Origin of the sequence: Priestia megaterium, assembly GCF_041941685.1 — a bacterium.
Taxonomy (GTDB): domain Bacteria; phylum Bacillota; class Bacilli; order Bacillales; family Bacillaceae_H; genus Priestia; species Priestia megaterium_C.
The window spans coordinates 275,027-288,896 of sequence record NZ_CP130958.1; the positions used below are offsets into that span (position 1 = coordinate 275,027).

General features: G+C 38.3%; 11 protein-coding genes. 9 read left to right on the top strand and 2 right to left on the bottom strand.

Features of this window, described 5'->3' with window-relative positions; all coding sequences use genetic code 11:
* The first annotated feature begins 223 nt into the window (after nt 1-223).
* The 5 genes from Q5794_RS01525 (at nt 224) to Q5794_RS01545 (ending at nt 7,202) form a co-directional block, all read left to right on the top strand.
* The gene (locus Q5794_RS01525; RefSeq protein WP_013055060.1) at nt 224-1,039 is read left to right on the top strand and encodes a YitT family protein; all 816 of its coding nucleotides are present in this window, start codon (nt 224-226) and stop codon (nt 1,037-1,039) included.
* Nucleotides 1,040-1,234: 195 nt separating this feature from the next.
* On the top strand, nt 1,235-3,973 hold the full coding sequence (locus tag Q5794_RS01530) for a GTPase domain-containing protein (RefSeq protein ID WP_192997800.1): 2,739 nt from the start codon (nt 1,235-1,237) through the stop codon (nt 3,971-3,973).
* A gap of 13 nt (nt 3,974-3,986) precedes the next feature.
* A complete protein-coding gene (locus Q5794_RS01535) occupies nt 3,987-4,217 on the top strand; it encodes a helix-turn-helix domain-containing protein (protein ID WP_013055062.1) in 231 nt (76 codons plus the stop codon).
* A 172-nt stretch (nt 4,218-4,389) separates the two neighbouring features.
* The gene (locus tag Q5794_RS01540; RefSeq protein ID WP_374988604.1) at nt 4,390-5,373 is read left to right on the top strand and encodes a BMP family ABC transporter substrate-binding protein; all 984 of its coding nucleotides are present in this window, start codon (nt 4,390-4,392) and stop codon (nt 5,371-5,373) included.
* A 23-nt stretch (nt 5,374-5,396) separates the two neighbouring features.
* Nucleotides 5,397-7,202 (top strand): ATP-binding protein, encoded by a 1,806-nt coding sequence (locus Q5794_RS01545; protein ID WP_214987528.1) that lies wholly within the window; start codon nt 5,397-5,399, stop codon nt 7,200-7,202.
* A 27-nt stretch (nt 7,203-7,229) separates the two neighbouring features.
* On the opposite strand, the gene map is transcribed toward Q5794_RS01545, so the two are convergent.
* Nucleotides 7,230-7,976, bottom strand: coding sequence for a type I methionyl aminopeptidase (map, locus tag Q5794_RS01550; RefSeq protein WP_374988605.1), 747 nt, complete (start codon nt 7,974-7,976; stop codon nt 7,230-7,232).
* 333 nt (nt 7,977-8,309) lie between these two features.
* On the opposite strand from map, the gene Q5794_RS01555 reads away from it, so the two are divergent.
* From Q5794_RS01555 to Q5794_RS01570, 4 genes are all read left to right on the top strand, one after another.
* Nucleotides 8,310-9,374, top strand: coding sequence for a lactonase family protein (locus tag Q5794_RS01555; RefSeq protein WP_214987527.1), 1,065 nt, complete (start codon nt 8,310-8,312; stop codon nt 9,372-9,374).
* A 272-nt stretch (nt 9,375-9,646) separates the two neighbouring features.
* Entirely contained in the window at nt 9,647-10,660 is a 1,014-nt protein-coding gene (locus tag Q5794_RS01560) for a nitronate monooxygenase family protein (protein WP_214987526.1), read from the top strand.
* Between the two features lie 63 nt (nt 10,661-10,723).
* Nucleotides 10,724-11,545 carry a MerR family transcriptional regulator gene (locus Q5794_RS01565; RefSeq protein ID WP_193426956.1) on the top strand — a complete coding sequence of 274 codons (822 nt, stop codon included), beginning with the start codon at nt 10,724-10,726 and terminating at the stop codon, nt 11,543-11,545.
* 67 nt (nt 11,546-11,612) lie between these two features.
* Nucleotides 11,613-12,833 (top strand): multidrug effflux MFS transporter, encoded by a 1,221-nt coding sequence (locus Q5794_RS01570; RefSeq protein WP_374988606.1) that lies wholly within the window; start codon nt 11,613-11,615, stop codon nt 12,831-12,833.
* 40 nt (nt 12,834-12,873) lie between these two features.
* On the opposite strand, the gene Q5794_RS01575 is transcribed toward Q5794_RS01570, so the two are convergent.
* The gene (locus Q5794_RS01575; RefSeq protein WP_374988607.1) at nt 12,874-13,668 is read right to left on the bottom strand and encodes a hypothetical protein; all 795 of its coding nucleotides are present in this window, start codon (nt 13,666-13,668) and stop codon (nt 12,874-12,876) included.
* Nucleotides 13,669-13,870 lie beyond the last annotated feature (202 nt).

Consider the following 13,870-nt stretch of genomic DNA (forward strand, 5'->3'; position numbering starts at 1 on the left):
AGCAAGAAAAAGACAAAGTTAGAGTGCTCATACCAAAAGCAGATAAAGCTCGATATAAAAGAGCTAATTGCCGTTATGTCCGTTTTATTTTGCCGTTTGTCCACCCCACCAACACAGCAAATTTCTGAATATACTTTTTTTAAGGTTTTCAATATTTTAGGAATTATAATAAAGAAGCAATAAATGAAAACATTATATTTGTAGTAAGAGGTGAAGGGACATCATGTATAGAGCAATTGCTATTATAGCAGGTTCTGTGTTAATTGGATTTGCATACAATTGGTTTTTAATCCCCCATAAAGTGTTAAGCAGCGGGATTAGCGGTATTGCTATGATTATAGGAATTTTAACGCCTGCAAGCACGGGAACAATGAATTTTTTGTTGAATTTACCCCTTTTAATTATTGGTTTTATGAAGTTAGGAAAGCGGTTTGTTTTACATACGCTGCTGTCCGTTGTGGCTTTATCAATTGCTTTATACGTGATTCCCTTGAGAGCTGTTAGTACAGATCCTATTCTGTCAGCTGTTTTTGGAGGAGTTTTAACTGGAATTGGCGTAGGGTTTGTTTTTCGTCAGTCAGCTTCGACAGGTGGATTTGATATTATTGCGATGCTTCTTACGCATAAAAAAGAATTTCCGCTTGGTGCTATATTATCAGCGATGAATGCCGTGGTTGTATTTGTTTCAGGTTTTTTTGTGAATTGGGACGCGGCTTTATATACGATGCTTTCGATTTTCGTCACAGGAAAAGTAGTGGATGCGATTCATACTCGTCATATTAAGCTCACGTTAACCATTATTACGAGAAAAGGCGAAGAAATGAAGCAGCAGCTTCTTACGAATTTGGTGCGCGGCGTAACGTTAATGAACGGTGAAGGAGCTTATTCAAGAGAAGACCGTAAAATATTAATGACGGTGATTTCACGCTATGAGCTTGCAAACCTCAAGCAGTTAATTCAATCGGTGGATCCTGAAGCTTTCGTAAATATTACGGAAACGGTAGAAGTAATGGGGCTGTTTCGACGGGATGCCTATTAATATATTTGTTATTTCAGCCCCCATTTATGATAAATAGCCATTTTTATAGTATAAAAGTTATAAAAAAAGCCTTAAGAGTAGTTCTTGAGGCTTTTTTTGCGTAAAATATGATTAAGAAAATATTGTGTATGAAAAGTATAAAAAAGGGAATTTGATAGAGTACATAAAATATTGACATCAAAAAGGAGAGACTATATGACGGTAGAATATCAGTTAACGAAAAAGAAATATTACGAAACGTTTATACAAGAAAATGAAAATCAGCCGCCTGTAAAGGTCCTTGGACAAGCTTATTACGAAGAGCAGCAAAAAGAGTGGTACGACTTATCGCTCGTTCGCTTAGCCCAGGGAGAAGTGTACTTCCATAATCAAGATTTTGAGTCCGCGATTTTTAAGTGGGAGAATGTAAATGGTGAATTTAAGCTGTGGGCGAAGAAAAATACAGCCGACGCGCATTATGAATTGGGGTTGTCTACGCTAGCTGAAGAGCTTTACCTATCCATCGAAACGGATTCAAAAGTATTAAAAGCTGAAATAGCGCTAAAGCTGTTTTCGCTTTATACGGACCATAACAATATTGAACGAGCTTATGAAGTCATTAACGAGCTGGTTGCTTCTCAGCCGGATTATCCAAACGTCACGGCGATTGCACGCAGATTTTATGAAGAGCAAGAAGACTTTAACAGCGCAGTAGAGCTTGCGGTAGATGAGTGTATTCGGACAGAATCGTTAAATTGGTTTGCGGTATTAAAGACTTACGTAGATAAAGGATATACAGCAAACTTTATCCCTAACTATTTTTATCAAGTGATGATTGCATTTTACAAAGTGGATCAAGTGTATTTCAAACAGCTTGTCTCAGCTTTATGGAAACAATATAAGAGCCAGCCTCCTTATCTTGCTTGGATTAAAACCATCAATGATATTTTCTTGAATATTGAAGTGGGCCTCTATGATTATTGGCAAGAGATTTCAACTCTTTATCAAGAGACGTATACCGACTTGATGGAAAGTGATCATTCTGTAAAGGAATTGCATGAAGTCATTCCGAACGTATTAACAAACTGGCTTAAAATTACCAATAAGTCACGTGCGTTATTTCCGTCTGCGGCCGTGCTTTCATGGAATGAAAAGTTTCCGTCAACTATTGATACTATTACAATCGAAAATGCAGGCAGATTAATTTTTGAGGCGCGTAACGACATTGACGGTCTTGAATATCACTACAAGCTTTGCCATGGGATTATTAAATGGGCTAATGAAAATGGTTTAGAAGTGGGGCACACCTTTAAATGGTGGGTAGATTTTTTATTAGATGCTCATACGACACACTTATTAATTACAGGAACAAATGCTGCAACGTCTTCATTTGTGGGATCGATTACAGAAGAAAAGGTACCGCAAAATCACGAAACAACCTTTGTATTCATTCATGATGAGGAAGAATCTGTCCAGCAAATCGCTGATCAAGAAATCATTCCGATGGAAACGATTGACGGAGCGGAGCAATCTCTTCACCAGGTGCTTGTAGAAGTGAAAAAACCTTTTGCGTTCCTTGATAAGCATAATTGTTCATGCATTGTTACGCCAAGCTTTACAGAACAAGAGGCACGTGAGCAGGATGCATTTAAATATGCTCCTTTAGCAGATGGTTTACTGTTTGTGCTTGATGCAAAAGAATCGCTGCTTGATGAAGAAAGAGAATTATTGCTGGAGATTAAAGAGCATGCGCCAAATACGCCAGTTCATTTTGTCATCAACAATATGGACAGTCTTTATAATCAAGCAACGATTGAGCGAATTACAAAAGAATTTGAAGCAAGCATTGGAGCTGATTTCCCGCAGGCACATGTATTAGCCTATACGCCTCACTACGTATCGAGTCAGCACCACGGAGACTTGGCTCAGTTTATTAAAGCTAATTTCTATTACGATCCAAACGACGTTGGAGTAGAAGAACGTGCGCGCAGACTGCTGTTCTTCATTCAAAGTATGCTAAAGAGCTTAGTGGAGAAGAGAAATCAAACAGAAAATCATTTGATTGAAAGCATTAAATGGAACGAAGATATGCTTGTGCGATTAAATGGCTTCTTGCATCGAGTGGATGACTTAGAACAAGAAAAAGCGAGTAGTATTGTTTCGGCTTATCACGGCATCAAAGAGGATATTAGCAAAAAGCTAAAAAATAAAATTCCTCGTTTACTCAAAAAGTCTTCAGAATTAGTGAAGGAAGACAGTGATTTTAGTACGGTTCATATTGAGCTGAATAAACAAATGAATATGCGCGTGGAAGAGCACTTGCAGCAAGATGTTCTGCCCAAGTTCCGCATTTCTTTAAAGGACTGGATTGCTACATCAAATGAAGAGCTGATTGCGAGTCAAGTAGATATTGAAGAAGTAGCAGAGTCATTAAATAAGATGTACAATGAGCAAAAATTAACGTTAGCCTGCGATTTTAAAGTACTGGACGACTGGCGCCGCGACGTTAATCGTATGGCTAATCGGGTTCAGCTGGATGAAGAAAATATTTTACTTCGCGTTAATCCAACGCAACTCTTGTTAAAAGGAGCAGGAAAACTGTTTTCTTCCATTCTTCAAAACCAAACGCTGCTTTATAATCAATATAAAAAGTACATTGAAAGTCAAGACTATCAAGATATCACAGAATCAATGCTGGCAAAGTTTTTTATGCAATTTAATTTATTTGAGAAAAATTTAGAAGTTGATATTGAACTATTCTTTGAAAAGCCAAAAGAGGTTTTAAAAGAAACGATTGAAGAAACACAGGCGCATATTAATGAAAATCAAGACGTGTTAAGCCATATGAAAGCCAATCCTGAAGCTTACTATGATCCTTTAACATTATTCCAGCTGAGCTTGCGTCAGTATGAGCTAATGGTTAAAGCTACAGAAGAAGTACACTACAACGTATAAAAGGTGGAGCAGGATGTATTTAACGATAAAAGAAGCAGCAGAGTATCTATCTTTTCCTGAAGAATATGTGCAGAAATTGATTCAAGAAGGAAAAGTACGAGCTATATTTGATGGTGAAAACTACTTATTAAATAAAGAGCAGTTCAACACCCATTTAGAGCAAATGGAAAAGTACAAAAAACAAATTGAAGAATACCTAAATGAGCCTATCCCTGAAGATATGGACGTAAAAGATGAAGATTGAAGGCAGAAGCAGAAAACAGATGTTTTCTGCTTTTTTCTTTTGGAATGAGAGTGTTAAAAAAGGTAAGATATGAAAGAAATGTCGAAAAAAGTTGGAATTTCGTTAAAGATGTAGTCTTTTTAGATGCTTTTTTTATATAATGAAAGTATGCTAAACAAAAAGGAGAAGGTCTATGCAACGATCAAGACAGTTAAGGCTGATTTTATTGCTTGCCCTGATTGTTGTGGCTGCGTTTTTAATTATTATTATTTCGAAAACACAAGGGATTATAAGTCAGCAAACGACAAAAAAAGTAGAAAACACAAGCGTTGCAATTCTCACCTCTGATGTACTGACAGATCAAAGCTGGGGCAGTCTAGCTTATAAAGGGAAAATCAACATCGAGCAGCAGTATCCTGTTTCCGCTCAAGTTATTAGCGAAGTAAATACGAACCAAAAAATGAAGGAAGCAGCTGAAAAAGTTATTCAAAATGGAACAAAAGTCGTAATTGGACATGGAAGAGAATTTTCTACCGTTTTTACAGAACTCGCTCCTAAGTATCCTCATGTTCATTTCGTCACCATTCACGGTACTTCAAGTTATAAAAACCAAACTGTATATACATTTGATCAAACAAAAATAGAGTATTTGGCAGGCACGGCAGCTGCCATGAAGACACAAACGAAAAAAATTGGATTAATTGATACATTTGCCAAAGAAAAGAATCTAGGATTTGAACAAGGAATCAAAGCGTATAATCCATCGATTGCTTTTTATTATCGTGTTGTAAACAGCCGAGACGATGGGATAAAAGCAGTAAAGCTGCTCCGTGAGTTAAAAGATGAAGGCGTCGATATCATCTATGCTAAAGGAAATTCGTATAATCAAGAAGTTATTCAAGAAGCGAAAGCACAAGGAATGTACGTAATAGGATATTTAGATGATCAGGCGTACATGGGTAGGTCTGTTATTTTAACCAGTGTGATCAATGATGTTCCTCAAGCTTACAACGTGATTATGAAAGACTATTTCAGTAAAACAGGTCTTCCAACTGGAGAAGTTAGACTTGACGCCAGGGACGGTGTTTATAAACTAGCGTCTTTTGGACCGATGTACAGTAAACGGGAAAAACAAATTTTATATTCGAAAGTTAGAATGTCTACACAGCCGAAGTAACTATGAAAAAGAAAGAGATGATTATGAATCAATTATTTCGCAACATGTCATTCCGTAGCCAAATATTAACGATTCTTCTTTTGATTACATTCATGTTAAGCGGGTTCTCTTTAGTTTTAGTGCATGCCGTTGATAAAATGAATCATGTAAGCAACGAAATTAAAGATGAAGATGTTCCTCAAATGGTGTGGCTTTCTTATTGGGAAGAGCAGCTGAACATAAAAGAATACATTGTGAAAAATAATCTAAAGAACCCCACTGTCTCCTTGATAGAAGAATATCAATCATATGATACACGAGTTATCGAAAATAATGAAAGATATAAGCAGCCTGTGCCAAAATCGTTGATTCCACTGAAGGAAAAAATTGAGCTGCTGGATTTTAAGATTTCCAATAACGTACAAGGACTGCTGAAGTATGGAGATATAGAGGGAGCAAAAGAGTATCTTAAGGAAAATTATTTGCCGGATTTGCATCAGATAAAAAAAGACATTAATAGTTCAAAAGAAGAGACGGTTGATTCACTTGATACACTATCAGATACACTGTCTGTCATTATTAAAGATTCATTAATTTTACTATTAATTTTAACAGTAAGTGCTATTGTGGCTTCTCTTTATGTTTCTTATCGTATGAGTGCGAGCCTTACGAAACCAATTGAACAAATGATTGAAAAAGTGAATGACATTGCAGACGGAGAATACGGTCTTGTTCTTCAAGACACAAAGCAAATCGAGCTGAAGCAGCTTTCGGCTTCTATCAATCAAATGTCGGTTAGTTTAGAAGATTCATTTTGGAAAATCATCAAAGATAAAGTGTATCGCCAGCAGATCTTAAATTCACTGCCTGTTGGAATTATTACAATGGAAGATGAGACAAATAGTATATTTGCCAATACCTCAGCAAAGCAGTTTTTAGATCTCGAAGAAAAGGATATTTGCAGGTATATGGAGGAATGTCCTGAATATAATACTGAATTTTGGAGCATGTTGAATTCGGGAGAAATTCATGAAAATAAAAAAGTATTTTTTGGAACGAAAGAGACGTGCTATTGCTTTTTAGCCTCTCAAACCCAGCTGTTTAACGAGCAGAACGAAAGCATCGGAAGAATTTTTTATTTCATTGATATATCCGATACTGAAGAATTAGAAAAGCGAATGCATCAGTCTGAGAAACTCGCTCTAGTTGGAGAAGTGGCAGCCGGAGCCGCTCATGAGATTCGTAATCCTCTTGCCGTGATTCATGGATTTATATCTCTTATGAATCAGTCTCTTTCTGATGAGGAGAAAAAGCGTTTTTACCTGCCTCTGCTTATGAAAGAGCTAGAGAGGATTAACTACATCATTGAAGAAATGCTGTTGTTATCAAAACCAGGGGCTCCAGTGATGAAAAAAGTCAGCATGCAGGAGATTATTAATGAGCTATTGCCTTTGATTACTCACTCAAGCAAATTTACAGAAAAAGATAAGCTTATCTTCGATGTGAAACTGCAGCCGTATATATTAAAAGTAGATGAAAAACAAATCAAACAAGTTCTTCATAATCTAATTCGAAACAGTATGGAAGCCATGGATGGAGAAGGAGTCATTACAATCTACTCGCAGGTTCATGAAGATAGCTACTGTCTATACATTGAAGATACTGGAAAAGGAATTCCTTTGCATATGCAGCAGTCTCTGTACCAGCCGTTTTCCACTTCAAAAGATAGCGGAACAGGTCTTGGTCTGCCAATTGCTCAGCGTATTCTAGAAAGCCACGGAGGACAGATTAAATTATTATCTACTTCTTCCCGCGGCACAGTTTTTGTTATTAAATTTCCTCTAAATTAAGAAAACAGCCTCAAAAGGGCTGTTTTTTTAATGTGCTGTTAAAATAAGAGGACCGTTTTTCGTAATCGCAAGCGTATGTTCAAATTGAGCGGATAATTTACCGTCTGTTGTACGAGCCGTCCAACCGTTTTTATCCATTTTAGAATGCCATGTACCAGCGTTTACCATTGGCTCAATTGTAATAACCATACCTTCTTTTAAACGTGTACCTTTGCCAGCTTTTCCGTAGTGAAGAATTGTAGGCGCTTCGTGCATGGTATTTCCAATTCCGTGTCCTGTGAAGTCGCGTACCACAGAGAATTTTTCGCCTTCTACATAGCTTTGAATAGCGTGGCCAATGTCACCTGTGCGATTTCCTGGCTGTGCTTGCTCAATTCCTTTTAAAAGCGCTTCGTATGTAACATCTACTAGAAGCTGTGCTTCGTCTGAAATGTCTCCAACGGTATGAGTCCATGCGGAATCTGCTAAGCCTCCGTTTAAATTTACAACCATATCGATGGTTACGATATCACCGTCTTTTAATGGTTTAGTTGTGGGAAAACCGTGGCAAATTTCATCATTTAAAGAAGCGCACGTTGCATATTGATATCCTTTGTATCCTTTTTGTTCCGGCGTTGCCCCGTGCTTTGCTAAATATTCTTCAACAAATTTATCAATTTGCATTGTTGTTATGCCTGGTTTGATCATTTTAGCGATTTCTTTATGACAAGAAGCTAATAATTTACCTGCTTCGTGCATTAAATTAATTTCGCGTTCACTTTTTAATGTGATCATTGTTGTTCACTCCTTTTTTGATGTAACTTTACGAAAAAAGTTGAGCAGCGGTTATAGCGATGAAAGTCGACTATTCATCAGTTCATTCTTCTTTATTTGAAAATCCAAGAAATACAGAAGCCGTCTGCTATGGGGCGATATAAAATCATCCTTAATCATAACGCCCAATGGTAGGAAAATGCAAGATGCAGGCTTAAAAAGGAAGGGTTTGACGATAGGCATGTAGGGAAAACTGATAAATGAACGTTGAATTGGAGCATTCTCTATAACAAATGCGGTATGATATAGTAAAATAAATGAAACAAAACAATTCTTTAGGAGGGGTATAGGAAAATGAGTGAACATGGAAAATTTATTGGATTTGCAGGTACATATACAAAAGCAGGCAGTGAAGGTGTCTATACATTTACGTTAGATACGAAGGCTAAAAAGATTGTAGAAGTAAAAGCCGTGGCTAAAATTGAAAATCCTACATACTTAAATGCAAGCAAAGACAACGAACATCTTTATACAGTTATTAAAGAAGGAGAAAAAGGCGGAGTAGCTGCTTTTAAGATTGACCCAAACACAGGGCAACTAAAGTTTGTAAACAAACAGCTGCTAGACGGGGCGCCTCCTTGCTATGTTTCAGTGAATGAAGATAATACGCTTGTTTTATCTGCTAATTTTCATAAAGGGAGCGTTGAGACGTATTCTGTTAATGAAGAAACAGGAGAAATTGAATATGTAGCATCCGTAGTGGAACATCCTCATTCAGATTTCAAAAAAGGACAACAAGGAAAACCACACGTACACTATGCCGATTTTACTCCTGGAGAAAAGCACGTGGCCGTTGTGGACTTAGGTATTGATGAAATCGTGACATATGAAGTGGAAGAGAATAAATTGAAGGAAGTCAACAGTCTTTCTACATCTGTTGGTTCGGGCCCTAGACATTTAACGTTCCATCCAAATGGCCGCTATGCGTATGCAATGACAGAATTCAGCTCTGAAGTTTTATTTTTAACTTATGACGAAAGCAAAGGAAGCTTTACTCAACAACAAGCTACTTTAGCGATCCCGGCTGATTTTACAGAAAATAATCAAGGGAGTGCGATCCACATTTCTTCAGATGGCCGCTTTGTCTATGCAGGAAACCGCGGACATAACTCGATTGCAACATTCAAAGTAGATCAGGATTCTGGACAGTTAACATTCGTAGAATGGACGGGCACTGAAGGCGACTGGCCGCGCGATTTTGTTTTGGATCCAACGGAACAATTTATTGTAGCGTCTAATCAAGAAACAGGAAACTTGGTACTGTTTGAAAGAGACCAAGAAAGTGGAAAGCTAACGCTTCTTCAATCTAACGTTACGGTTCCAGAAGCTGTGTGCGTAAAGTTCCTCCATTATAAGTAATCGATGTAGACAATAAAGCATAATCAAAGAACGATTATGCTTTATTGTCTAAACCTAAGCGGCTGTCACTCCCCTTGCGGGGTTAGCGCCATCCGCATAGGTGAACCTTTGAACGAATAGTCAGGTAGTGCGAGCTTCTTAGCGTGATTTATGATCCCAATTTTTGAAACGAGCATAATCTATATATGGAAGAAAAGCCCTTTTGAAGGGCTTTTTTTTCTGGGATTATAGTAGAATAAAGAGAGAACGCATGAAAGGCTGAGGTGATAAGTGTGGAAAATATATGTGAGTATCCAATTGTACAAGCTCCCATGGCGGGAGGAATTTCGACGCCTAAACTAGCTGCAGCAGTATCTAATAGCGGAGGGCTGGGGTTTTTAGCTGCGGGATATAAAAGCGCGCGTGAATTGGAGCAGGAAATTATAGAGACGCACTCACTTACGAAAAAACCTTTTGGAGTGAATCTGTTTGTTCCGACAAATGAAAAAGTAGCAGTTGATGCACTTGATTGTTATCAAAAAGAACTGTCAAAAGCAGCTGAATATTTGGAGTGTCAAGTTGGTATACCAAAGAATGATGATGATGAATGGAGTGTTAAGCTCGACATCATTCAAAAACATCAGATATCTGCTGTGAGCTTTACATTTGGATGTCCAGATCGAGAGATTATAGAACGATTAAAAGAAAATGGAAGCCGTGTTTTCGTTACGATTACAACGCCTCAAGAAGCCGAAGTGGCTTTGAGAGCAGGAGCAGATGCGCTATGTTTGCAAGGAATTGAAGCCGGCGGTCATCGATCTACTTTTTTAGAGGGTTCGGTGGATTACCCGCTTATGAAGTTGCTGAAAGAAGTTCGCTCAATCACTAAAAAGCCATTGATTGCTGCGGGAGGGTTGATGACGGGGTCTGACATAAAACGTGTGTTACAAGAAGGGGCTTCTGCTGCCCAGTTAGGTACGGCTTTTATTTGTTGTCCAGAAAGCGGAGCGAGCGCTCTTCATAAAGAAAGCATTCTTCAAAAGCGTTTTAATGAAACAGGTGTCACACGAGCTTTTACAGGGAAACGTGCTAGAGGATTTGTGAATGCCTTTTTTATTTCCTATGATAAATCAGCACTATCCGCCTACCCTCATATTCATTACATGACAAAGCCTATTCGAACAAAAGCTACACAAATGAATAATCCAGAGTACACTTCTTTGTGGGCAGGAACTGGATTTACGCTGGCAAAAGAACTGCCTGCACATCTTATTGTGGAAGAGCTTGTACAAGAACTAAATAAATGATGAGAATTACGGTGTTGCTTGCTTTAAGTGCAAGCAACTTTACATAAAGAAGGTGAACTTATAGTGCAAAACAAATTTTCGATTGGGCAAATGGCCAGACTGCATAATATTCCGGTTAAAACACTTCGCTATTATGATGAAATTGGCTTGTTCGAGCCTTACGAAGTTGATCCACAAACTGGTTATCGTTATTATACGTTAGAACAATTTAAGAAATTAGATATCATTGTCTATTTAAAGCTGATGGGAGTTCCGTTAAAAGAAATTAAAAGAAAGATGGAGCACAGCAGCTTGGATGAATTTATTGAAACCTTAGCAGAATATCAGCAGGTAACAAAAGAAAAAATTCGTCACCTTCAAAGAGTGAATGCGCAGTTAACAACTCGAATGAAGGAATTAGAACAGACGAGACATATTAACCAAATAGGAGCTCCGTTTATCAAACACCTTTCTTCTCGTGAAGTTGTTCAAGTAAAAGCAGAGGTAGGTACGTTAGATGGGACGGAAAGCGTTCTCCGTGATTTAAAAAAGAAAATTAGTCATATTACCCCGATTATGATTGGGAAAGTAGGATTTATGCTATCGGTAGAAAACACGAAAAAACAACAATTTACAGATTACGATGGCATTTTTTTATTGGTCGAAAGCGATGTTTCTTTTAAGCATGAACTCGTTACGTTAATACCTGAAGGCGATTACGCATCTATTTATATGAGAGAAAAGAGAGATACCACAGGAGTCTATTACGATGCGTTACTGAACTTTATTAAAGCGGAAGGATACAAAGCAGAAGGTCCTTTTTTAATTCGGCGAATTGTAGATTCATTTATTTCTCATCATGAAGAAGAGCGGCTGACGGAAATTCAAATTCGAATTACGTCTTGACTATCCAGTAGCTGGAGGGTTTAAGATGAGACTATTGTAAAACTGCTGAAGGGAGAGACAATAATAGATGAATCAGCAAAGTATTTCCCATGGAATGTCTTTAAGCCGAGGAAATCGAATTTTATTTATTTTAATCTTGGGTTCACTGAGCGCATTTGGACCGTTATCAATCGATATGTATTTGCCAGCGCTGCCGACTCTTGCGAAAGAATTGCATACTTCAGCTTCTTTAGCGCAGGTCAGTCTGACAGCTTGCTTATTGGGCTTAGCATTTGGGCAAGTGGTCATGGGGCCATTCAGTGATATTCGCGGCAGGAAAAAGCCGCTTGTAGCAGCATTAATCACCTATGCAGTTGCATCTGTTTTATGCGTGTTTGCACCGTCTATTTGGATTTTTATCGTTTTGCGATTTATTCAAGGTATGGCAGGAGCAGCAGGAATGGTTATTTCAAGAGCGAGCGTGCGAGACTTGTTTTCAGGTTCGGATTTAACAAAGTTTTTCTCCATGCTTATGCTTGTAAATGGCTTAGCTCCTATTTTAGCTCCGGTTGCTGGTGGACAGCTGCTGACGATTATGTCGTGGCGAGGAGTATTTGGTGTGTTAGCAGTGATTGGTGCACTAATGTTTTTTGCCGTTTTATTTGGTTTAAAAGAAACGCTTCCGCTCGAACGCCGTAAAGAAGGTGGATTAACAGAAGTACTGCGTACATTTGGCGTATTGCTAAAAGATGGTGTCTTTGTGGGATATGCGCTGGCGCAAGGTTTTATTATGAGTGCCATGTTTGCTTATATTTCAGGTTCTACATTTGTCCTTCAAGACATTTATGGCCTGTCTCCGCAGATGTTCAGCTTTGTTTTTGCTATTAACGGTTTTGGACTAATTATAGCTACTCAAGTGACAGGACGTTTAGCGGGTAAAATAAAAGAAGCTACTCTTCTTATGTATGGATTACTTCAAGCAGCCGTTGGAAGCGTGCTTTTAGTGGCCGTGATTGCTACTCACATGACCGTTATTTTGGTCTGCATCTTGCTTTTCTTTGTAGTATCGAGCGTAGGAATTGTGAACACAACCGTTTTTTCACTGGCTATGGAAAATCAAGCTTCGAACGCGGGAAGTGCTTCAGCGCTTCTAGGGTTGCTTCCGTTCTTGCTCGGAGCAGCCGTAGCTCCTCTTGTTGGTCTTGGAGGAGGGCAAAATGCTCTGCCGATGGGCATTGTGATTATGGTCTGTGATTTATTAGCATTAGGTGTGTACATGACGTTAGTGAGAAGGAAAACTGCATCATAAAAAAGCTACTTGGCTTTCAACAGCCAAGTAGCTTTTTTAGTTATTGAGCTTTGTGCTCGTGATTTTCAAACGGCATTGTAACGCCAAGCTTTTGAATTTCTTTTTTTGCATTTTCCAAAATGGTTTCAGCTTTCGCTTTTGTTTCAGCATCTAACCCGCTTAGAAAATCTTTCTTTTTAGCAGGAAAATTCACGCCAAGTTCTTTTAATTTGGCTTCCGCTTGTTCTTTAGTCAGCGTGCCGTCGCGAAACTGATCCATAATAGCTTTCGCTTTTTTCTTTGTAGCCGCATCTAAATTGTTAAAAGGACCGCCTCTATGTTCAGGAAAATTCACGCCAAGTTCTTTTAATTTGGCTTCCGCTTGTTCTTTAGTCAGCGTGCCGTCGCGAAACTGATCCATAATAGCTTTCGCTTTTTTCTTTGTAGCCGCATCTAAATTGTTAAAAGGACCGCCTCTATGTTCAGGGAAATTCACGCCAAGTTCCTTTAATTTGGCTTCCGCTTGCTCCTTAGTAAGCGTGCCGTCGCGGAACTGATCCATAATAGCTTTCGTTTTTTTCTTCGTAGCCGCATCTAGATTGTTGAAGGGGCCGTCTTTGTGCTGAGGCAAGTTTACGCCGAGTTTTTGTAATTTTTCCTGTGTTTTTTTCATAATATCATCAACTTTTTGTTGTGTTGCGTCATCCGTATTTGTTGTACTGCCATTTGTTCGCTCTACAACTGTTGAAGAGCTTGTTTCATCTTTGCTTGCTGCAAATGCCGTGGAGTTTGCAGCGGCCATAACTCCTAGTGTTAAACCGCTTGCCATGATATAACCGAATAGTTTCTTTTTCATGCTGTTGTCACTCCTTAAAAGTTATAGGGGTGTGGTACAGAGCTGTCCACAATTTTTAATGTAACCACCAATAGTTAAAAAATGGTGAAAATAGATAAAAAACGAAAAAATATAGACGTTTGTTGAACTATACAGCTCTTTTATTGGATAACAAAATGAAATTCGATATGATTTTATCTAAACAACAGCAAAAAAGAATGGA